We start from the raw sequence: 21,264 nt of genomic DNA, 5'->3' as shown, positions 1-21,264 counted from the left end.
CTCGCTTTCAGACGTCGTAGAGCTCGCGCAGTGCCGCGTCGAGCTCGTCGGTGCTGGTGAAGTTCTCGACGATACGGACGGGCCGGCCGACATCGCCGAGGATCTTGGCGATCTCACCCGAAGTGAGGATCGCGGCCGCCTCGTGGGCGCGGCCCCGCGCCGAGATGGTGTCGGTGGCCTCGACGGTGACGTGCCGCGACCAGCCCCACCGGTCGAGGACCTGCTCCAGCGTGTTCTTCAGGAAGAGCGAGGTGCCCAGTCCGTTGCCGCAGACCGTGAGGATCAGGTGGCGGTCCTCCCCGCCGGACCCGGCTCCCGGCGCCTCGGATCCCGTGGCGGCGGCCTCCACATTCGAGGCGGGTGCCTCCGGTCCCGTGCCGGACGTCGCAGCCGCTCCACCGGCGGCCGCCTGGGCCCCGCCCGCCGCGGACGACGGCGTCGGCCCGGCTCCGTCGAGGACGTCGAGGATCTGCCGGGGCGACTCGGCGGCGTCGACGGCCGCGCGCTTCTCGCTGCTGCCGAGGATCCGCGCGAGCTCGGCCATCGCCCGCGTGTGCGTCTTCGAGTCCTGAGCGGCGAGGGCCACGACGAGCGTGACGGGGTCGTGCTTCTCGTGGCCGAACGTGACGGGCTCGGCCAGCCGGACCCAAGACATGCCGGTCCGGAGGACGGCCTCCGACGGGCGTGCGTGGGCGAACGCGAAGCCGGGCGCGACGACGATGTAGGGGCCGTTCTCGACGACGTTGTCCACCATCGACTGGGTGTACACCTCGGTGCAGACACCCTGCTCCTCCAGCAGTCGGCCCGCGGCGCGGACGGCGTCCTCCCAGTCCGCCGCCGGCGCGTCCAGGGCGATCGCCTCCTCGGTGATGAGCTCTCTCAGGGACGGCATTCTCGACACTCCTGTCCGGGCTGGGTCGCTGCGGTCGGCCGGTCGAGGCTCATCCTAGTGACCCGATCCGGCGCCCGATACGGCGCCGTGAAAGAATGTGGGTCATGGCTGATTCCGCGCGCTTCTCCCTCGCATCCGAACCCCTCGCCCTCGGTGCGCTCGACGGACGCTACCGTCCCGCCGTCGCACCCCTCGTCGACTATCTCTCCGAGGCGGCGCTCAACCGCGACCGCGTCCACGTGGAGGTCGAGTGGCTGATCCACCTGACGGACCAGTCCGTCCTGCCGGGCGCGGGCCCGCTGACGGAGGAGCAGCGTGCGGGGCTGCGGAAGATCGTCACCGACTTCGACGGCGACTCGGTCACCGAGCTCGCCGAGATCGAGGCCGTCACCGTCCACGACGTCAAGGCCGTGGAGTACTACATCGGCCGCCGTCTCGAGGCCCTGGGCCTGGCGCACCTGACCGCCATGGTGCACTTCGGCTGCACCAGCGAGGACATCAACAACCTCTCCTACGCCGTCGGCGTCAAGGGCGCCGTCGAGGACGTCTGGCTGCCCGCCGCCCGGTCGCTCGTCGAGCAGATCGGCCGGATGGCCGAGGAGACGCGCGACGTCCCGATGCTCTCCCGCACCCACGGCCAGCCGGCCACGCCGACCACGCTCGGCAAGGAGCTCGCGGTCCTCGCCTGGCGCCTGACCCGCCAGCTGGACCGCATCGCCGCCACCGAGTTCCTGGGCAAGATCAACGGCGCCACCGGCACCTACGCGGCCCACTACGCCTCCGTCCCGTCGGCCGACTGGCAGCACGTCTCCAAAACCTTCGTGGAGGGCCTCGGCCTGACGTGGAACCCGCTGACCACGCAGATCGAGTCGCACGACTGGCAGGCCGAGCTGTACGCGGACATCGCCCGCTTCAACCGGATCCTGCACAACCTCTGCACCGACGTGTGGAGCTACATCTCGATCGGCTACTTCGCGCAGATCCCGGTCGCCGGCGCCACCGGCTCCTCGACCATGCCGCACAAGGTCAACCCCATCCGGTTCGAGAACGCCGAGGCGAACCTGGAGATCTCCAACGGCCTCCTGGACACGCTCGCGGCCACGCTGGTGACCTCCCGTTGGCAGCGCGACCTGACCGACTCGTCGTCGCAGCGCAACATCGGCACCGCGTTCGGCCACTCGCTGCTGGCGATCTCCAACGTCGCCAAGGGACTCGAGCGGCTCGACGTCGCCGAGGATGTCCTCGCCGACGACCTGGACCACAATTGGGAGGTGCTCGGCGAGGCCATCCAGATGGTCATGCGCGCCGAGGCGATCGCCGGCGTGCCCGGCATGGAGAACCCGTACGAGCGGCTCAAGGACCTCACCCGCGGCCACCGCGTGGACGCCGAGCGCATGAAGGAGTTCGTCCAGTCCCTCGGTCTCTCCACCGAGGCGGAGGCCCGCCTGCTGGAGCTCACCCCGGCCAACTACAACGGCATCGCGTCGCAGCTGGTGGACCACCTGAAGTAACCGCACCCGCGGTCCCTGCGGCCGCCGTCGTTCTCCCCGAGGCGAGGAGTACGACGGCGTCCGTCGCCGTCTCCGGTCGCTCACCCGGTGCCCGGGCCGGCGTGGGTCCTGCAATGCGCCCGGCGGATCGCTTCCGCCGATAGTCTGGCCGCATGTTCTCGCTGATCCTCGCCGCGGTGTGCGCGGTGCTGTACATCCGCTGGCGGAGCCGGGACCGGCGGATGCTGCGCAACGGCGTGGTGCTCGTGGCCGGTATCTGGCTGGCGATCAGCGGCGTGGCCGAGCTGCTGACCGATCTGGTGCCGGCCTTCGGGATCGTCTGGCTGATCCTGCTGGCCCTCATCCCGCTGGCCGCGCTGGTTCTGGCCGGCTTCCTGGTCGCCAACGGGCTGACGATGCTCCGCCGCGAGGGACGCCGGCTCGGAAATCTGCTCTCACTGCTGCTCGGCGTCGCGGTGTTCGCCCTGCCGGTGATCGCCGTCGTCCTGCTCATGGCGGAGCAGGCGTGGGCGACAGGGCTCGCGGCACTGCTGTTCGTCCTCTCGGGCTACCTCGGCGTCGTGTTCGTGGTCTTCCTGGCGTACGCGATCGCGTACAGCCGCATGGGCGCGGAGGCCGAGCCGGCGGCCGTCGTCGTCCTGGGCTCGCGGCTGATCGACGGGACGCCCCCTCCGCTCCTGAAGAGCCGGCTGGACCGGGCGCTCGAGCTCTACCGGGGCACGGAGCCCCGGCCCCTCCTCATCCCGTCGGGAGGACAGGGCGCGGACGAGCCGCGTCCCGAGGGCGCGGCCATGGCCGATTATCTCGTGGCGGCAGGAGCAGAGCCGGGGGACGTCGTCGCCGAGGAGCGGGCCCGCACTACCGAGGAGAACCTGCGATACTCGCTCCAGGTGCAGTCCGAGACCGGGCGACCGGGGCCTGCGGTCGCCGTGACCAACAACTACCACGTGCTGCGGGCCGCATTGCTGGCGCGCAAGCTCGATATCCCGGCGGAGGTCGTCGGATCGCCGACCGCGGGGTACTACGTGCCCAGCGCGTTCCTGCGCGAGTTCGTGGCCGTGCTGGTGGAGCACAAGTGGCTCCATGCCCTGCTGCTCCTGCCGTTCGTGGCGTTCGTCGGATTCCTGACGTACGCCATCGCGGTCACGTACTGACCTAGCCCCGCAAGCCGTCGGCACGGACCCTTCACCGTGTAGCTCACCGCAAGGAAACCTCAATAACGGCCACTCGCGATTCACCCGTCGAAGATGCCCTGCTAACGTCATTAGCCAAAAGGTCAGAGACGGCTGGGGCAGCAGCCACGAACGTGGAAGGACGGCTCGTGAGCGAGGCCCTGTCACTCGAAGACGCTGCTCAGCTTGCCGGAATGCACCCGGCCACCTTCCGGCAGAGAATGACGCGGCTCAACGGCACCCCCGCCGACCTCCGTGCGCCGCACATCCCAGGCGAGCGAGCACGCCGCTACGACTCCCGCAAACTCAACGCGTGGATCGACCAGGGCAAGCCAGTACCGAAGTACATCCCCATGACCATTCCTGCCCCGGCTGCGTCCGACGCTCGCCGCTTGAAGGCCACCGTCCAACAGCGGGCAGTAGACCGCTGGACCGCGTACATCCCGGAGCTGGACATCCTGGCCACCGGAACCACTCGCACCCGCGCCTGGGCAGCAGCCCAGCGCCACGCCGCCATCCGCCTGAACGTCCCCCGCACTCAGATAGCCCTCGACTCAAAGGCGTTGCGCTAATAGCCAGCTGTGGAGCTGGATCGCCGTGACCCATCGTCGAGAAGGGCTCTCCCCGCAGGCAGAGATACGCCCTTCACTGCCCTGTCCCGCGCCGGATCCACAACTCGCACGGCCGGCTGCTGCCCCGCCGGACACTCAAACAGGACGGCGACCAGGCCATGTGCTCGTCCTCGCCCATCTCTACGAACGCCGGATTCGGGACGTAGACGTTCCAGAAGATCTCGCACTCGCAGCAGCATCCGCCCCAGCTGCGCAACCGTTCCAGGAGCGACGTGGCCCGAGGGGCGGAGACCCGCTGGTAGTGCCGCGTGAACTGGTGACGGGCACAGCCATAGTGCGCCATCCGCTGGAGATAGCAGACCAGGCACTCGCGATCGTGGGGCTGGAAGCGCGGCTCGCTCAGATCCAGCGGGTCGAGGCGCGGCGCGTAGGCGGGCAATTGATCGGTCGGTGTGCTGGAGTCGTCGTCGAACATTCTCCGAGCCTCGCCCTCCGGCGCATCCCGCTGAAGGACGGAGCGGGGCGCTGGGGACCGCCGTCGTGCTCGTGCGGCCTGTGGAGGACGAGTCACCCGTCGCCGGACGCACGGCAAACCGGCGTCAGCACGCCACCTGACAAGAAGGGAGTATGGACGCGCTGCTCCAAGTCGTTGGAGGGCTCCTGCAGGAGCCCTCGGAGACACGGGCGCACTGGTAGAAGTCCAGAGTCTGCAAGATGCCGAACCGCCACAACTCCCCCAGAGGCTCCCCCGCTGCGCGCAGTCGCGCGCACTCGACCGCCGTAGCGGCCGCGGTGCCTCGCAGCCCCACATGACCGTAGAGACCGTGCCAGTCCGGCTCGGGCTCGGCCTGGGCATGGCTCCAGAGTTCGCCCACCGAGAGGAACTTTCCGCTCGCCACGCCGACGCCTCCTCCAGTTGACTCGAAAACCGGTGGTGCCCTGTTTTGACCATCCTGCGTTTCGGTCACGAGTTTTGGACATGGGAGACGCCCCGAATCACGCAGCCGCTCCCGGCGCCGCTCGCGGCGCCCGAAAACGTCGTTTCTGGGCAACCCTGCCCGAACATGTTCAGGGAACCTCACAACGCTCACTACCCGTACACACGGCAACTGGCTCTTGCTAATGTCATTAGCCAAAGATGGGAGAGGGCTGGGGCAGCAGCCGCGAAAGTGGAAGGGCCGGTCATGAGTGACGCCCTGTCACTCAAAGAAGCTGCTCAACTCGCGGGAATGCCTGCAAGCACCTTCCGGCAGGCAATGACCCGGCTCAACGGCACTCCCTCCGACCTTCGCACGCCACATGTCCCGGGCGAGCGTGCACGGCGCTACGATCCCCAGAGACTCGCAGAGTGGATCGACCGGGGGAAGCCCCTGCCGAAGTACACGCCCATGACTGTCCCCGCGCCGACCGTCCCAGAAGCCCGCCGTTTGAAAGTCAGAGTTCGACAGCGAGCCGAGGGCCGCTGAGCCGTATACATCCCGGAGCTGGACACCCTGGCCACCGGAACGACCCTCACCCGCGCCTGGGCAGGAGCCCAGCGCCTCGCGTCGATCCGCCTGAACCTCCCCCGCACTCGGATAGCCCTCTACTCGACCCGATCGACCCATAACTAGATCGGTCGTTTCTCGCCTGCCCCTAGGGTGCAGGGGAATGATTGGGCAAAATCTCGCCAAACATCTTGACATAGCCCGAGAGATACCGTGTGATGAAAGTATCACATCCACGTTGGGGGAAGGTATACATGTTTACGTCTAAGATTCTTGCTTCAGCTGCCGCAATTACACTTGCGGCATCCATCAGCGCCCCGAGTCTCGCAGAAGAACCCGCGCGGCAGCCAGCCCAGGAACAAGTAACGACTCAGTTAGATGACAATGGAAATAAGGTGTTTAGGACTGAGACAGGAGAACTGACGATCCTGCCAGCCGAGAAATCTACAATCACGCAAGCTGAATCCGCGCAGCTCGCGCCCATCATTCGATGCGATCTCGGAGTCCACCACCCACACGACTCAGGTCATGTAGACGGCACAATCAACGGCACTGCCAGCATCAAGTGCAACGCAAATGCCGGTAGTCTACGAATTCACTACTCGCTAATTCGCACGAGCCCCAACCCCACGCAGTGGGGCGGCCCCACAAGATCAAATACCGGCATGTACTACATCAGCACCAACAAGGGCGTCAGTTGCTCCGAAGGCCCCGGATATTTCCGAGGTTGGGGCATGGGTGAAATCGCTCCCCCTCCCGGGTACACACTCGACGGACCCCCGACCTACAAAAAGTACGGTTCCATCGTCCCGGTAAACTGTGACGCTCCGTCGCTTGCTACCCAGCCAGAATCAGACCTAGCATCCCTGATGACAGTTACTTTTGTGCGAGAAGATCAAAAGAACTAGGCCTTCAGTTCTCTCAGGGGTGGGACCGGCAGAGCTGCCGGCCCCACCCCCTTGTGCTACTCGGGAATGAATCTCCCAATTTCCGTCATCTCACCCAAATTAGGATCTTCCCCTTCAAGGCGAATCAAGGCCCCCGTCCGAGGCGTCTGAAAATCACCAGGCGCGCCTCCGCCTACCTCAACAAAAAGCTCATAAGAGCGCCCTGCGGCGTGGGTGCGTATCCATTCCTTCACCTGATTGACATCTGATGCTCCCGACACAACAAACGCCTCTAGGCTGAAGGCGACCCGTCCCGGACGCCGCTGCCAGAAGTTGACTCGATAAGTCGGACAATCTTGATAGCCTTCCGGCTCTGCATGCACGGTCGGTATTACTCTCATGCTCAGACGATACCGGGGTTTAGAACTTTGGGGAACGCCCGCGACGACGGCCCGGAGCTGATCGGGTAGGGCTCTGCCGGCTACTTGGCGGGCCGCTCCGCAATGGCCCAGGACTCGACGGCTTCGACGGTGCAGTAGAAGTAGCTCTCGTCCAGCAGGACGTTCCCTGCCGCGTCGCTTCGGGCTGCGGGGCACCGCTCCGATCGAAAGTGTCACACTTTATCCGACCAGCCTCGTCTGAAAACGATGAAGCGTCACACTTTATCCACCCTAGAACCGCTTGAGTCCGCGGTTTCCGATCCCCGGCCTGGTAGCAACTGCCACGCGTCACTAGGCCTCCGGACTTCCAGTCGACTCTGGGCGGAAACCGTCCTGAGTGCGATGCTGAGCGCATGTGTGGAAGATTCGTGGTGGCCAGGAGCACCGGAGACCTGGTGGCAGCCCTCGGTGTAGAGCACGTCTTGGGCGATGACCTGCGGCCGAGCTGGAACGTTGCTCCGACCCAGAAGGTGCGGATCGTGACGGGGCGCGGCCCGGAAGGCGAAGCATCGGGCCGGCGGTTGGAAACGGCCCGGTGGGGCCTGGTGCCAGTCTGGGCCAAGTCACGCAGCGACGGAGCTCGGGCGATAAACGCCCGCTCCGAAACGGTGCTGGAGAAGCCCACGTTCCGCTCGGCCGCGGTGAAGCGCCGAGCGCTCGTGCCCGCCGATGGCTACTACGAGTGGTCCGGCGAGAAGGGATCCAAGATCCCGACCTACCTCCACGGCCGGGATGAGGAACCGCTCGCCTTCGCCGGACTGTACGAGTTCTGGCGCGACCCCGAGGTACCGGACGGCGAGGAGGGCGAGTGGTTGATGACCACCACGATTCTCACCCGCCCCGCGACCGACGCTCTCGGACACATCCATGACCGCACACCGGTCATCATCCCTCCCGCCCACGTCCCCGACCCGCCGCTTGTCCCCGGCGAATCCCAGCGCCGCCGTCCCCGCGGTGAGGACGACGGCGGCCGCAGCCATCGCGTCCGGCCCTACCAGCGCGGGTGGATGGCCTCGCGCAGCTCGCGGTCGTACAGGTCCCGCACGTCGGCATCGAACTCGGCAGGCAACTCGAGGGAACCGGCAGCCGCGTTGCCGCGCGCTTGCTCGGGGTTCCTGGCACCGGGGATGATCGAGGAGATCTCCGGTCGCGAGGCCAGCCAGGCGAGGGCCACCTGCGCCGGGGTGGCCTCCGGGGCGGCGCGTCGGGCGAGCTCCGTGAACTCGCCGGCCGCACGCACGCCCGTGGCGTAGTCGACGCCGGAGAACGTCTCGCCGACGTCGAAGGCGGAGCCGTCCCGGTTGAAGTTGCGGTGATCGTCCGCGGCGAACTGGGTGTCCAGCGTGTAGCGCCCGGTCAGGAGGCCGCTGGCCAGCGGAACGCGGGCGATGATGCCCACGCCCGCCTCCGCGGCGACGGGCAGCACCTCCTCGATCGGCTTGAGCCGGAACGCGTTGACGATGATCTGGACGGTGGCGACGTTCGGACGGGCGATCGCCGTCAGCGCTTCCTGCACCGTCTCGACGGAGACGCCGTAGTGCGCGATCCGCCCCTCGTCGACGAGGGTGTCGAGCGCGTCGAAGACGGCGTCGTCGGAGTAGACGGACGTCGGCGGACAGTGCAGCTGGACCAGGTCCAGGGTCTCGACGCCGAGGGTCTCCCGCGAGCGGTCGTTCCAGGCCCGGAAGGCGTCCAGGGTGTAGTTGCCGTGGACCTGCTCGACGCGGCGGCCCATCTTGGTGGCGACCGTGACGTCGGCATCCGGGTTGGCCCGCAGCCAGCGGCCGATCAGCTGCTCGCTCCGGCCGTCGCCGTAGACGTCGGCGGTGTCGAAGAAGGTCACACCGGCCCCGTGCGCGGCGTCGAGCACGGCGAGGGCCTGCTCCTCGTCGACCGCACCCCAGTCCGCTCCGAGCTGCCAGGTTCCGAGGCCGATCACGGAGACGTCGCGGCCAGTACGTCCGAGAGTTCGTTTCATCATGTTCCCAACCTACCGCCGGGTTGTCTCCTCCGCCTTGGGCCGCCGCCGAGGAACGTCATCAGTACAGGAAGATGGGCAGCCATTCCCGGTTGTGCGCGTGGACCAGGGTGAGGAAGAGGACGAAGTCGAAGAGCAGATGCACCGAGACCACGTACGTCAGCGACTTGGTGAGCTTGAACGTGTAGCCCTGCAGTAGCGCGAACGGGAAGGTCAGCAGCGGTCCCCACGCCTGGTAGCCGATCTCCCAGAGAAAGGACGAGAAGATCACGGCCTGCAGGAGGTTGGCGAGCCAGTCGGGGAAGTGCCGCCGGAGCAGGGTGAAGGTGGTGCAGATGAAGAACAGCTCGTCCCAGATCCCCACGGCGTTCACGCCGAGGAAGAGCCGCCAGAAGATGGTGGGATCGGAGGCGTCCGGCCAGTTCTGGTAGACGCCCGTACTGATCAGGTAGACGGGGAGGATGAGGTAGCCGAGAGCGACGACGCCGAGCAGGTACAGCTTCCCGACGAGCGGCCACTTCCGTCCGGTGTTCACCGGGAACTTGATGACCTCCTCCCGGTAGACGAACCGGTGGACCACCCACGGCACCACCACGGCGAGGGCGAGTGCTCCACCCATGAGCGCCATGTGGGACAGGCTCAGGTCGGCGTTGAGCGGAACCGTGCTGACGATGACCATGCCGGCACCGATCAGGGACAGATCGCGGATCAGGACGCGATCGAAGAAGGCCGCCAGGATCAGCCCAGCGGCGAGGAGCCCGTAACCCGCGACGTCGTTCTCGAATCCGAACAGCAGGATCGCGGACGCGGAGACCAGACCGGCTGGCAGCAACTTCCAGGTGATCGCGGAACGGAGAGGCTCGGCCGTAGTCGACGTCATGGGGAAAGAATGTCAGGCGCGCGGCCAGAGCGGAACCACGCTCCGACTCCACCACGGCGGTTGACCTGCGAGACTCAAGTCATGACGGTGAGATTCGAGTGCAGGACCCGGACCAGCATGCCGGTGCGGGAGCTCTTCGACCTCTCGCGCAGCATCGACGCCCATACCGTCTCCATGGCCTCCTCGCGTGAACGGGCGGTCGCCGGGACCACCTCGGGGATGATCTCCTGCGGCGAGGAGGTGACGTGGCGGGCCTGGCACTTCGGCGTCCCGATCCGCATGACCAGCCGCATCACCGCCATGGAGGCTCCCGACTACTTCGTGGACGAGCAGGTCCGGGGACCGTTCCGCCGCTTCCGGCACGTCCACGAGTTCGTCCGCGACGGAGAGGAGACGCTCATGGTGGACCGCGTCGAGTTCTCGGCGCCCTTCGGCGTGCTCGGCCGGATGGTCGAACGACTGTTCCTGGGCCGCTACCTCCAGCGGCTGATCGAGACGCGGAACCGGTACCTGGTCAGCGGTCGCGCACGCTAGGCTCTCGGCCCTCGGCCGCTCAGCCGAGCCGCGCCGTGCGGCGCGCCAGCAACCAACGGCCCACCGCCGTCGCAGCGATCACGAGCGACGCCACCAGAGCCACCGTCGGCACCAGGCCGAAGAGCGTCGGGAAAGCGTAGACGAACCCGACCGCCGTGAAGGCCGCGGCCGCCGCAACGGCGACGAGGACGTCCCGCAGCTTCAGGGCCCAGACCACCAGGCCGACCCCGAGGTACCAGGTGAAGACGCTGCCCGCGCTGATCTCCACGAGGGAGATCACGAAGGCGAGGATCAATTGCAGGACGGCGACCCCGGCGAGGTCCCGGCGTGACTTGACGAGCAGGAACACCGCGGCGGCGACCAGCAGGTTCACCGCGAGCTGCGCGACGGTGCCGGAGATCGGCAGTCTCACGGTGCCCGACCACATCATCGCGAGCAGCGCCCAGGTCAGCAGCGCCGCGACGGCGAAGACGGCCAGGATCCGAGCTGCGAAGCGGCCGTTCGAGTCGTCCACGGTGGACTCGCTCGGGGTTCCGGCCTCGGTCATGGGTGCGCTCCTGGGGGTGAAGAGTTCAATCAGTACGACGGCACCGCGCGCCTCATCGAGGATACGTCCCGCGCGGCGGGCGCGGCGGCACGAGCCCGCTTCCTAGCTCGCGGGCAGCCGGCGCCGCATGACAACGCGCGGCCACGCATCCAGCCCGTGCTGGCGCTCGGCGGCGACGACCGCGCGAAGCTCCTCGCTCCACTCGGCCGCGGGCACGGTTCGGAAGCCAAGCCGCGCGTAGTAAGGGGCGTTCCAGGGCACGTGCTCAAAGGTGGTGAGCGTCAGGGCGACGAGGCCGCGTGCGCGAGCACAGGCGGCAGCGTGCTCGATCAGGCGCCGACCCAATCCCTGCCGGGCATGATCCGGATGGACGGAGACCTGCTCGATGTGGGCAGCGGAGCCGAGGATCTCAAGCAGCAGGTACGCGACCGGGTTGTCAGCGTCGTCCAGGGCGACCCAGGCGCGACCGTCACCCTGATACCCCTTCAGGTCCGCCCACGACGGCGGCGCGTCGTCGGCGATGGATTCCATGCCGACCGCTCTGAAGGCCTGCCCGGCGGCGATCTCGATGTCCTGGAGGCGGGGCAGGTCCTGGTCGATGGCCGGTCTGATCCTGGCCTTCAACGTGCCGTCTGGAAGCGGACGATCCGGTCCACTGCAGCCAGCACCTGCTCACGTCCGGCGGCGAAGCTGAGGCGCACGGCGGTCCGGCCGCCGTCGTCGTCGAAGTCCGATCCCGGCGTGAGGGCCACGCCCTCCGCCTCCAGCAGCGCCGAGCAGTACTCGGCGGAGTCCGCGAAGCCGCGCAGCTGCTCCCCCAGCTCCGCGTAGAGGTAGAAAGCGCCGTCGGCCGGCGCCACATCGCCCCACTCGAGCCGCGGCAGCTCTGCCAGCAGTGCGTCCCGTGTCTCGGCGAATTCGGCGAGGAAGGCGTCCGCCTCGCCGTAGGACTCCTCGCTGAAGGCCTCCACGGCGGCGAACTGCGCGGGGGCCGGCGGGCAGAGGGCCACGTTCCCGGCGAGCGCGTCGACCGCTCCGAGCAGGCTGTCCGGCACCAGCGCCCAGCCGAGTCGCCACCCGGTCATGCCCCAGTACTTGGAGAAGCTCGAGATGACGATCATCGCCCGGTCCAGTTCCCACGCGCAGACCCCGCGCGGGTCGGCGGCGCCGGCCTCCGGGTAGGTGATGCCGTGGTAGATCTCGTCGCTGACCAGGCGCGCGTCGTTGGTCCGGCACCAGTCGGCGAGGGCCGTCAGCTCGCCCCGGTCCACCATGGTCCCGGTCGGGTTGGCGGGCGAGGCGAGGACGACGCCGGCGAGCGGCCCGTGCGTCTCGGCGGCGGCGTCGAGCAGTTCGGGGGTGGGCTGGTAGCGGGTCGCGGGGCCGCAGGCGATCTCCACGACCTCGATTCCGAGCGCCTTCAGAATGTTGCGGTAGGCGGGATAACCGGGCTTTGCGAGCGCCACCCGGTCGCCCGGGTTGAAGGCGGTGAGGAAGAGGAGCATGAACGCCCCGGAGGACCCGGTGGTGACGGCGACGTTGCGGGGCTCGACGTCGAGGCCGTACCAGCGGCGGTAGTGCCCGGCGATGGCGTTGCGCAGCTGCGCGACGCCGAGGGCCGGCGTATAGGTCAGGGCGGTTCCGGACGCGTGGATCTCGGCGGCCCGGCGGGACACCGGCGTCGGTGCCCCACCGGAGGGCTCGCCCGCGCAGAGGGAGATCACGTCACGGCCGGCCTCGCGCAGCTCGGCGACCCGCTGGAGGACCTCCATGACCTTGAACCCGGGAACCTGGGATCGACTGGACGCGGGCTGCGGCATGGCGTGACTCCTCAGACTTGGTGCTGGCGCAGCGGCAGTCCGGGCCGTCGCTGCTCTCACCTCAGAATTTCACACCGGGGCGATGGCCGAGTGCTACGCCGTCGTCGATGCGGGCGGCACGACGGCCTCCAGCACCCGGGGCGCCGGGACAGGTAGTCTCCGATCAACGGACCACACCAACCGCACCGCTCTCCGGCGCCGCCGCCGGACTGTCGGCCGAACCGACCAGGACCGCAGCATGCCTCCCACGCCCGCCCCGAACGACGACGTCGTCGACCACCTCCGCGCCGCCCTCCCCGGGCGCGTGGAGACTGACCCGGCCCTCCTCGCGCCCTTGACCGCCGACCGCTCCGGGCACCGCGCCGCCGGACCACCGCTGGCCGTGGTCCGCGCGACGAGCATCGAGGACGTCCAGGCCGTGTGCCGGATCGCGTCGGCCGCGGGCGTCCCGATCGTCACCCGCGGCGCGGGGACCGGGCTGGCCGGCGGGGCCATCGCCGGCGACGGTGAGATCGTCCTCGACCTCGCCGGCATGAACCGCATCCTGGAGATCTCCGAGGACAACCGGCTCGCCGTCGTCGAACCCGGCCTCCTCAACGGGCGGCTCAACGAGATCCTCGCCGAGCACGGACTCTGGTGGGCGCCGGACCCCGCCAGCAAGGACATCTCCACCGTCGGCGGGAACATCGCCACCAACGCCGGCGGTCTGCTGTGCGCCAAGTACGGCGTGACCCGGGAAGCGGTCCTCGCGCTGAAGGTCGTGCTCGCCGACGGCACGCTGCTCTCGGTGGGCCACCGCACGGTCAAGGGCGTCACCGGGTACGACCTCTGCGCCCTCATGATCGGGTCCGAGGGGACGCTGGGCGTCATCGTGGAGTGCACGCTCAAGCTCCAGCCACTGGTCCGCGGCGGGACGGTCACGCTCGGTGCGTTCTTCGCCTCCCTGGAGGACGCCGCCGGCGCCGCATCGGCGGTGACTCGGGCCGGGCTGGTCCCTGCCATCATGGAGCTGATGGACCAGCGCACCCTGGAGGCCGTCGCCGCGCGCACCGGCCAGGACCTCGCCGGCCGCGGCGCGTACCTCCTGGTCCAGTGCGACGGGTCCGACGCCGTGCCCACCACCGAGCGGATCGCCGCTCTCGCCCGAGAATCCGGCGGGACCGTGGACGTCACCACCGATCCGGTCGAGGCCGAGCGGCTCGTGGCGCTGCGCCGCTCCGCCTTCCCCTCCCTGGAGGCCTTGGGCACGCTGCTGGTGGAGGACATCGCCGTGCCGCGCAGCCGGATGGCCGAGGCGTTCGCCGCCGTGCGCGCCCTCGAGGAGAAGTACGGGGTCGCCATCCCCACCACCTGCCATGCCGGGGACGGGAACCTGCATCCGACGTTCGTGTACGACGGCGGTGCGGGCGAGGTGCCGGAAGCCATCTGGGCGGCGGCCGGCGAGGTGTTCGGCATGGCGCTGGAGCTCGGCGGCACGCTCAGCGGCGAGCACGGCATCGGCCTGCTGAAGCGGGCGTGGCTGCGGGACGAGCTCGGCGAGGCGCAGTTCGATCTGCAGCGCCGGATCAAGCAGGTCTTCGACCCGGCCGGCATCCTCAACCCGGGCAAGGTCTTCCCCGACGCCTCCGCGGCGGGCCGACGGGCAACGCTCTGACGGACCGCCCGGTCGACGCAGGACCCGGTCGACACAGGGCCCGGTCGACACAGGGCCCGGTCGACGCAGTACCCGTTGACGTAGGGCCTGCCGCTCAGTCGGCAGAGCCTTCCGCGGCACGGGCCGTCGGGCCCTGCCGCGACGATGCAGCGGCCGTCGCCTTGACGACGTCGTACGCGTCCAGCGCCGCCCGGCGCGAGGCGCCCAGATCCACCAGCGGCTCCGGGACCGGCCCGCCGCCGTCCACGTACTCGGGCGCCCAGCGGCGGATGTAGCGGCGCTCGGGATCGAACTTCCTGGCCTGCGTCTCCGGGTTGAAGATCCGGAAGTACGGGGCCGCGTCCGCCCCGGAGCCGGCGACCCACTGCCAGTTGAACGGGTTGCTCGCCGCGTCCGCGTCCACGAGGGTGTCCCAGAACCACTGCTCGCCGTGACGCCAGTCGATCAGTAGGTTCTTCACCAGGTAGGAGGCCGCCACCATCCGCACCCGGTTGTGCATGGTGCCCGTCGCCCAGAGCTCGCGCATCCCGGCATCCACGAGCGGGACCCCGGTGCGCCCCTGCTGCCACAGCGCCAGGCGATCGTGGTCGAGCCGGGGCCAGGGGAACGCATCGAACCGCGCGTTGAGGTTCTCCTCCGCCAGCGCGGGGAAGTGGAAGAGCGTGTGCCAGGCGAACTCGCGCCAGCCGACCTCGGACAGGAAGCCGCCCACGTTGCGTCCGGACGCGATCGCCTCCCGCCAGACGGTGTGCGGGCTGAGCTCGCCCCAGCGCAGGCGCGGCGAGAGGAGCGACGTGGTGCCCCTGGCCGGGTGGTCGCGGGTCCGGTCGTACGCGTCGGCGTCGTCCGCGAGGAAGTCCCGCAGCCGTCGCCGGGCGGCCGGCTCGCCCGGCTCCCACGCCTCGCGGAGGCCGTCGGCCCAGTCCGGCGCGGCGGGTAGGAGGCCCCAGGCGTCGAGCGCGTCGGTCGCCGGGTACGACGCCGGGTACGACGCCGGTCCGGGCACCTCCCGCGGCTCCGGCAGCGGTGCGCGGGGCGGGGGCTGCTCCAGGCAGGCCCGCCAGAAGGGGGTGAAGACCTTGTAGTGGCCGCCCTGCCCGGTGGTGATGGTCCACGGCTCGAACAGCAGGTTGCCGGCGAACGACCGTGCTTCAATGCCCTGCGCGCGCAGGGCCTCCTTCACCGCCGCGTCGGCGGCGCGCTCGGGGCCGCCGTACCGGCGGTTCCAGACGACGACGGCCGCGCCGGCCTCGGCTGCCACCGCCGGGACCACGTCAGCGGCCGGGCCGCTGCGGAGGATCAGGTCCGAGCCACGCTCGCGCAGCCGCTCGGCCAACGAGGCGAGGGAGCGGTGCAACCACCAGCGGGCGGCGCCGCCGAGCGGCCGGACGCCGGGCGACTCCTCGTCCAGGACGTACAGGCCGAGGACTGGCCCGCCGCGCTCGAGCGCCGCATGGAGGGCGGGATGGTCCGCGAGCCGCAGATCGTCCCGGAACCAGACGAGGGTGGTCATGACTTCATCGTAGGCTCGGCCCGGCCGCCGTGTGTTGCGTCGAATGCCCGGCCGGGAGAACCTGAAGCATGGCAATCCAACGGTCCTCCGTAGTCAACGCACCCATCGACGAGGTCTTCGCCTGGTACTCCCGGCCCGGCGCCTTCCAGCGACTCACGCCCCCGTGGCTCCCCGTCAGCGTCCGCGCCGAGACGGGCTCGCTCAGCGACGGCACGGCCGAGCTGAACCTGCCCGCCGGCCTGAAGTGGGTCTCCCGGCACGAGTCGGTCGGGTACGTGCCGGGGCGCCGGTTCGTGGACGAGTCGGTCGCCACGGACGGCCGCTCGCTCCCCGCCGGCCGGCTCCCCTGGCGCCACACGCACGACTTCGAGCCCCTGGGCACGGACCGCACCCGCGTGATCGACCGGATCGAGACGCCGGTCCCCTCCCCGTTGCTCGAGTCCATGCTCGCCTACCGGCACCGCCAGCTCGCCGACGACCTCGCCGCCCACCGCCGTGCCGCCGAGGCCTGGACCGGCCCGCTGACCGTCGCCGTCTCCGGCGCGTCCGGCCTGGTCGGGACGGCCCTCACGGCATTCCTCACCACGGGCGGGCACCGCGTGGTCCGGCTCGTCCGCGGTGAGCCGAACGGCCCGGACGAGCGCCGCTGGAACCCCGCCGACCCGGCCCCTGACCTGCTGGAGGGGTGCGACGCCGTCGTGCACCTCGCCGGGGCGACGCTCTTCGGGCGCTTCACTCCCGAGCGCAAGGAGGCCATCCGCAACAGCCGGGTGGATCCCACCCGGCGCCTGTCCGACCTCGCGGCCGCCACGGGCGTGCGGACGTTCGTCAGCGCGTCCGCGATCGGCGTCTACGGCGCGGACCGCGGCGAGAAGCTGCTGACCGAGGACAGCGGCGGCCCCGAGGAGTCCGACTTCCTCGCCGACGTGGTGGCCGACTGGGAGGCGGCCGCCCACTCCGGCGCCGCGCGCGGCGCCGGCGGGGACGGTCTGCGCGTGGTGACGGTCCGGACCGGAGTGGTACAGAGCCCGGCGGGCGGCCAGCTCGCGGTGCTGAGGCCGCTCTTCGCGGCCGGTCTCGGCGGGCCGATCGCCGGGGGCATGCACTGGCTCTCCTGGATCGGACTGGACGATCTGGTGGACGTCTACCACCGCGCCCTGTGGGACGAGGAGCTCGCGGGCCCGGTGAACGCCGTGGCACCGGATGCGGTCCGCAACCGCGAGTACACGCGGGTCCTGGCCCGGGTGCTGCGGCGCCCGGCCCTGGTGCCGGTGCCGGGCGTGGCACCGGCCGTAGTACTGGGACGCGAGGGGGCGGAGGAGCTCGCGCTGGCGAGCCAGCACGTGGCGCCGCTGCGGTTGCGGCAGGCGGGTCATCGGTTCCGGACGCCGGAGCTGGAGCCCGCGCTGCGGCACGTCCTGGGGCGCCACCCGCGCCGGCGCTGACCGTAGACTACGGGGATGCTCACCGACTCCGCCGCTGCGGCCGCCCCTGCCGGCAACCCGGCCCTCGAGTGGCTGCTGACGGCGGCCATCGCCGCCTGGGTGGTCGCCGTCGTCGTCGCGATGGTGCGGATCGAGAAAACGCGGCACCGCCGCGACGCGACGGGCACGCTCGGCTGGGTCGTCGTCGTGCTGTGCGTCCCCGTGCTCGGCGCACTCTGCTGGTTCTTCTTCGACCATGCGGCCACGCAGACGGAGCAGGAGGCTGCCGCCGAGCATCTGGAGACTGACGGCTGATCAGGACCCGCCCGGCCGGCAGACGACCGTGAAGGCGATCAAGACCCCTCGGACCCGGACGGTCTGCGCTCAACGCTCGCGCCAGCCCACGGCGTGACAGGCCGCGTGTGCGAGCGCAGGCGCATTCCGGCGGGGAGTCCTCCCCATGGCCTTCCTTCGTCCAGGGGACTAATTTTCGGTGTATCAGAAGCAGTGCACCGCACCGCTGCATCACATCGAGGAGTCATCATGAGGAAACTTCTGAAGGTCGGCCTGGTCGGGCTCATGAGCGCTGGCCTCCTGGTCGGCGCCAGCGTGCCGGCCCACGCCAGCCAGACGTACGGATTCAACGTGTCGACGGGCTATTCGGAATACGTGCCCAACGACGGCAATGCCCACGCCAAGGGAACAATCACCTTCCACGGGAGGAACGCCTTCACCGCCAATATCGGCGTCCGGGACCTCTGCGCACCGAACGGCAAAGGCGACGGTTTCGGTGCCTACACGGATGTTCGGATCCGGTTCATGGACGGGACGCAGTTCGCCGTGTATGGGGCAAAGGACACCAACGGCTGCGGCACCGCCTTCGTCTGGAACAAGAAGTACCACCAGTTCGGGAAGAGGATCCGCTGGGTGCAGGTCCTCGTCCACGAGATCGATGCCGAGAGGAACTACAACAAGGACACGGGCACGTCGCGTCTCATCGACAACCCGTACACGGGCTGACCTCCCGCGCGAGGCGGACCGGCGCGGCCTGCGGAGACGAAGGCCACCCGGCCGGTCCGCCGCCTTGACAGGTCCGGCTCCGCTGGGGGCGCCCCGGTCACCCCTCGGCGATGCGCTTGATGGCCGCGAGCGTCTCCGGGATCCCCGCGAGGGCGTCCCGGGTCCGCTGCTCGATCTGCGCCGGCGCCTCGTCGCCGTAGCGCTCCGCGAAGCGCTCGAGCCCGGCGGTCGTGAACTCCCAGGTCTCCGTCAGGCGGGTCGTCCCGGGCTGCTCGCCCGGCTCGAAGACGTACCCCCAGCGGACGAACCCCTGCCCGACCGTCCAGGCGAACTCCCGCCCGGGCTCGGCCACGACCACCTGCGAGCGCGTCTCCCAGGTCCGCTCCGGGAGGACGTTCCGGCCGGTGAACCAGGCGCCCTCGCGGGGCCCGCCGCCCTCGTCCCACCAGCATTCGCGGCAGATCGGCGACCATTCACCGGTCCGGGTGACGTCGGAGAGCATCGCGTAGAGCTCCTCCGGCGAGGCCTGGATCAGCATCGATGCGGAATGTGTGCGCGGCGCAGTCTCCATGGACCCGAGCCTACTGTCGCACGGACGGTCCTCGCTCAGTCCTGCTTGAACGCGGCGTCGAACGACGACGTCGAGGCCGGGAAGTCCAGCTTCTTCAGCGCTGCCAGCGCCTCCGGGGCCCCGTGCAGTCGGTCCATGCCCGCGTCCTCCCACTCGATCGAGATCGGGCCCTCGTAGCCGATTGCCGCGAGCGCACGGAAGGCGTCCTCCCAGGGCACGTCGCCGCGGCCCGCCGAGACGAAGTCCCAGCCGCGCCGCGGGTCGCCCCACGGCAGGTGGGAGCCCAGCACGCCGTTGCGGCCGCCGCCCATCCGCATCCGCGTGTCCTTGCAGTCCACGTGGTAGATGCGGTCGGCGAAGTCGGAGATGAAGGCTACCGGGTCGATCCCCTGCCACATCATGTGGCTGGGGTCCCAGTTCAGGCCGAACGCCTCGCGGTGGCCCACGGCCTCCAGCGTCTTGACGGTCGACCAGTAGTCGTAGGCGATCTCCGACGGGTGGACCTCGTGCGCGAACCGCACGCCGCACTCGTCGAAGACGTCGAGGATCGGGTTCCAGCGGTCGGCGAAGTCCCGGTATCCGGCGTCGATGACCTCGCCGGGCACGGGCGGGAACATCGCCACGTACTGCCAGATCGAGGATCCGGTGAATCCGACGACGGTGTCCACGCCCAGGCGCTTGGCGAGCCGGGCCGTGTTCTTGAGCTCCTCGGCGGCCCGCTGCCGGACGCCCTCGGGGTCGCCGTCGCCCCAGACCCGCTCGCCGACGATCGCCTGGTGGCGGAAGTCGATCGGGTCGTCGCAGACGGCCTGGCCCTTCAGGTGGTTGGAGATGGTCCAGACCTTGAGCCCGTGGCGCTCGAGGATGCCGAGGCGCTCGGCGATGTAGTCGTCGTCGTCCCACCTCCAGGCATCCAGGTGCTCGCCGGAGACGGCGATCTCGAGGCCGTCGTAGCCCCAACCGGCGGCGAGGCGTGCGACCTCCTCGAGCGGCAGGTCGGCCCACTGGCCGGTGAACAGGGTGAAATTGCGTGCCATGCGGTTGCTCCTCGCGTCGGTGGATCCTGATAGCTGTCGTCCGGGTGACTGGGGTGGTGTCCGGTGGAGGGCTAGCCGGCGGTGGTCCAGGCGCTGCCCTGGCCGGCGCTGCGCTCGACGGCGTCGAGCACGCGCTGGACCTGGTAGCCGTCGGCGAAGGAGGGCTCGGGCTGGCGGCCCGCGGCGACGGCCTCGACGAAGTCCTTGGCCTGGTGCACGAACCCGTGCTCGTAGCCGAGCGCGTGGCCGGTCGGCCACCACGCGGACATGTAGGGGTGCTCGGGCTCGGTCACCATGATGTCGGTGAAGCCCTGCCGCGTGCCGGGCGCGGTGGCGTCGTAGAAGCCGAGCGAGTTGTAGTCCTCCAGGTCGAAGGAGAGGGCGCCGGCGGACCCGGACACCTCGATCCGCAGGGAGTTCTTGCGGCCGGTCGCCATGCGGGTCGCCTCGAAGGAGCCGACGGCCCCGCCGTCGAAGCGGCCCGTGAAGAGGGCCGCGTCGTCCACGGTGACCGCGCCGCGCTCCGACTCGGCACCGAGGACCGGGCGCTCGTCGACGAACGTGTTGAGGATGCCGCTGACGCCGGTGACGCGCTGGCCGGTGATGAACTGCGAGAGGTCGACGGCGTGCGCGCCGAGGTCCCCCAGCGCGCCCGAGCCCGCGTGCTCCTTCTCGAGCCGCCAGGTCAGGGGCGCCTCCGCGTCGACCAACCAGTCCTGGAGATAGGCGGCGCGGACCTGGCGGACCTCTCCGATCGCGCCGGACCGCACGAGGTCGCGGGCGAATGTGGCGGCGGGGACGCGGCGGTAGGTGAAACCGACCATGGCGTACACGTCCCGGCCGGCCCGCTCCGCGGCCTCGGCCATGGCGGCGGCCTCCTCGAGCGTGTTGGCCAGCGGCTTCTCGCAGAGGACGTGCTTGCCGGCCTCGAGGGCTGCAATGGCGATCTCCGCATGGGAGCCGCCGGGCGTCACGATGTCGATGACGTCGATGTCGTCGCGCTCGATCGCGCTGCGCCAGTCGTCAGCGCTCTCCTGCCACCCCCATCTGGCGGCCGCCGCCTCGGCGCGGCCGGCATCGCGGCCCACGAGCAGCGTCATCTCCGGCCATGCCGGTAAGTCGAAGAACCGCGGCGCGACCCGCCATCCCTGCGAATGGGCCGCCCCCATGAATCCGTTTCCGATCATGGCGACTCTCAGCGGCGGTACTTCGTTCGGCATTTTTCCTCCTGCACCCGTGGGGGGCTGGTTGTTGGCGGAGCTGTTCGTGGGGCGACGGCGGGACGGATCGACGGGAGCGCGGCGCCCCGCCGGGGGGGCGCCGCG

Annotated in this window: 19 protein-coding genes and 1 pseudogene; 9 read left to right on the top strand and 11 right to left on the bottom strand. The window is 69.7% G+C overall.

Annotated elements, in window-relative coordinates; translation table 11 throughout:
* Positions 1 to 7: 7 nt before the first annotated feature.
* Positions 8 to 892 carry a PTS sugar transporter subunit IIA gene (locus RIN46_RS07990; protein ID WP_309081598.1) on the bottom strand — a complete coding sequence of 295 codons (885 nt, stop codon included), beginning with the start codon at positions 890 to 892 and terminating at the stop codon, positions 8 to 10.
* 104 nt (positions 893 to 996) lie between these two features.
* Here RIN46_RS07990 and purB point away from each other — a divergent pair, with 104 nt between their 5' ends.
* The 3 genes from purB (at position 997) to RIN46_RS07975 (ending at position 4,147) form a co-directional block, all read left to right on the top strand.
* Positions 997 to 2,403, top strand: a complete 1,407-nt coding sequence (purB, locus tag RIN46_RS07985) for an adenylosuccinate lyase (RefSeq protein ID WP_309081597.1) — start codon at positions 997 to 999, stop codon at positions 2,401 to 2,403.
* Positions 2,404 to 2,555: 152 nt separating this feature from the next.
* A complete protein-coding gene (locus RIN46_RS07980; protein WP_309081596.1) occupies positions 2,556 to 3,557 on the top strand; it encodes a YdcF family protein in 1,002 nt (333 codons plus the stop codon).
* 167 nt (positions 3,558 to 3,724) lie between these two features.
* Positions 3,725 to 4,147: a hypothetical protein gene (locus tag RIN46_RS07975; protein WP_309081595.1), complete on the top strand. Its 423-nt coding sequence runs from the start codon at positions 3,725 to 3,727 to the stop codon at positions 4,145 to 4,147.
* 73 nt (positions 4,148 to 4,220) lie between these two features.
* Here the strand turns inward: RIN46_RS07975 and RIN46_RS07970 are convergent, their stop codons facing one another.
* Positions 4,221 to 4,622 (bottom strand): DUF2695 domain-containing protein, encoded by a 402-nt coding sequence (locus RIN46_RS07970; protein ID WP_309081594.1) that lies wholly within the window; start codon positions 4,620 to 4,622, stop codon positions 4,221 to 4,223.
* A gap of 2,692 nt (positions 4,623 to 7,314) precedes the next feature.
* Here RIN46_RS07970 and RIN46_RS07965 point away from each other — a divergent pair.
* A pseudogene (locus RIN46_RS07965) lies at positions 7,315 to 7,854 on the top strand (SOS response-associated peptidase); the annotation flags it as partial.
* 98 nt (positions 7,855 to 7,952) lie between these two features.
* Here RIN46_RS07965 and RIN46_RS07960 read toward each other — a convergent pair.
* Entirely contained in the window at positions 7,953 to 8,942 is a 990-nt protein-coding gene (locus tag RIN46_RS07960) for an aldo/keto reductase (protein WP_309081593.1), read from the bottom strand.
* Positions 8,943 to 9,000: 58 nt separating this feature from the next.
* Positions 9,001 to 9,819: a CPBP family intramembrane glutamic endopeptidase gene (locus RIN46_RS07955; RefSeq protein ID WP_309081592.1), complete on the bottom strand. Its 819-nt coding sequence runs from the start codon at positions 9,817 to 9,819 to the stop codon at positions 9,001 to 9,003.
* Between the two features lie 81 nt (positions 9,820 to 9,900).
* Here RIN46_RS07955 and RIN46_RS07950 point away from each other — a divergent pair, with 81 nt between their 5' ends.
* A complete protein-coding gene (locus RIN46_RS07950) occupies positions 9,901 to 10,353 on the top strand; it encodes an SRPBCC family protein (protein WP_309081591.1) in 453 nt (150 codons plus the stop codon).
* Positions 10,354 to 10,372: 19 nt separating this feature from the next.
* Here the strand turns inward: RIN46_RS07950 and RIN46_RS07945 are convergent, their stop codons facing one another.
* From RIN46_RS07945 to RIN46_RS07935, 3 genes are all read right to left on the bottom strand, one after another.
* Complete coding sequence (locus RIN46_RS07945; protein ID WP_309081590.1) at positions 10,373 to 10,900, bottom strand: hypothetical protein; 528 nt, start codon at positions 10,898 to 10,900, stop codon at positions 10,373 to 10,375.
* A gap of 102 nt (positions 10,901 to 11,002) precedes the next feature.
* Entirely contained in the window at positions 11,003 to 11,524 is a 522-nt protein-coding gene (locus RIN46_RS07940) for a GNAT family N-acetyltransferase (RefSeq protein ID WP_309081589.1), read from the bottom strand.
* On the bottom strand, positions 11,521 to 12,720 hold the full coding sequence (locus RIN46_RS07935) for an aminotransferase class I/II-fold pyridoxal phosphate-dependent enzyme (protein ID WP_309081588.1): 1,200 nt from the start codon (positions 12,718 to 12,720) through the stop codon (positions 11,521 to 11,523). Before RIN46_RS07935 ends, RIN46_RS07940 begins: the two co-directional genes overlap by 4 nt.
* Before the next feature lie 238 nt (positions 12,721 to 12,958).
* Here RIN46_RS07935 and RIN46_RS07930 point away from each other — a divergent pair, with 238 nt between their 5' ends.
* On the top strand, positions 12,959 to 14,374 hold the full coding sequence (locus RIN46_RS07930) for an FAD-linked oxidase C-terminal domain-containing protein (RefSeq protein WP_309081587.1): 1,416 nt from the start codon (positions 12,959 to 12,961) through the stop codon (positions 14,372 to 14,374).
* Between the two features lie 94 nt (positions 14,375 to 14,468).
* Here the strand turns inward: RIN46_RS07930 and RIN46_RS07925 are convergent, their stop codons facing one another.
* Complete coding sequence (locus RIN46_RS07925; RefSeq protein ID WP_309081586.1) at positions 14,469 to 15,887, bottom strand: deoxyribodipyrimidine photo-lyase; 1,419 nt, start codon at positions 15,885 to 15,887, stop codon at positions 14,469 to 14,471.
* A 68-nt stretch (positions 15,888 to 15,955) separates the two neighbouring features.
* On the opposite strand from RIN46_RS07925, the gene RIN46_RS07920 reads away from it, so the two are divergent.
* The 3 genes from RIN46_RS07920 to RIN46_RS07910 all read left to right on the top strand — a co-directional run bounded on the left by RIN46_RS07920 (position 15,956) and on the right by RIN46_RS07910 (position 18,331).
* The gene (locus RIN46_RS07920; RefSeq protein WP_309081585.1) at positions 15,956 to 17,332 is read left to right on the top strand and encodes a TIGR01777 family oxidoreductase; all 1,377 of its coding nucleotides are present in this window, start codon (positions 15,956 to 15,958) and stop codon (positions 17,330 to 17,332) included.
* 15 nt (positions 17,333 to 17,347) lie between these two features.
* On the top strand, positions 17,348 to 17,626 hold the full coding sequence (locus tag RIN46_RS07915) for a PLDc N-terminal domain-containing protein (protein WP_309081584.1): 279 nt from the start codon (positions 17,348 to 17,350) through the stop codon (positions 17,624 to 17,626).
* A 228-nt stretch (positions 17,627 to 17,854) separates the two neighbouring features.
* Positions 17,855 to 18,331, top strand: a complete 477-nt coding sequence (locus tag RIN46_RS07910) for a hypothetical protein (RefSeq protein WP_309081583.1) — start codon at positions 17,855 to 17,857, stop codon at positions 18,329 to 18,331.
* A gap of 97 nt (positions 18,332 to 18,428) precedes the next feature.
* Here RIN46_RS07910 and RIN46_RS07905 read toward each other — a convergent pair whose 3' ends face one another.
* From RIN46_RS07905 to RIN46_RS07895, 3 genes are all read right to left on the bottom strand, one after another.
* On the bottom strand, positions 18,429 to 18,902 hold the full coding sequence (locus RIN46_RS07905; protein ID WP_309081582.1) for an SRPBCC family protein: 474 nt from the start codon (positions 18,900 to 18,902) through the stop codon (positions 18,429 to 18,431).
* Between the two features lie 35 nt (positions 18,903 to 18,937).
* Positions 18,938 to 19,939, bottom strand: coding sequence for a sugar phosphate isomerase/epimerase family protein (locus tag RIN46_RS07900; protein ID WP_309081581.1), 1,002 nt, complete (start codon positions 19,937 to 19,939; stop codon positions 18,938 to 18,940).
* A 71-nt stretch (positions 19,940 to 20,010) separates the two neighbouring features.
* A complete protein-coding gene (locus RIN46_RS07895; RefSeq protein ID WP_309081580.1) occupies positions 20,011 to 21,159 on the bottom strand; it encodes a Gfo/Idh/MocA family oxidoreductase in 1,149 nt (382 codons plus the stop codon).
* Between the last annotated feature and the right edge of the window lie 105 nt (positions 21,160 to 21,264).

Origin of the sequence: Zhihengliuella sp. (assembly GCF_031178195.1) — a bacterium.
Classification (GTDB): domain Bacteria; phylum Actinomycetota; class Actinomycetes; order Actinomycetales; family Micrococcaceae; genus Zhihengliuella.
The sequence above is the reverse complement of the archived record's forward strand: the minus strand, read 5'-3'. Positions and strand labels throughout refer to the sequence as shown.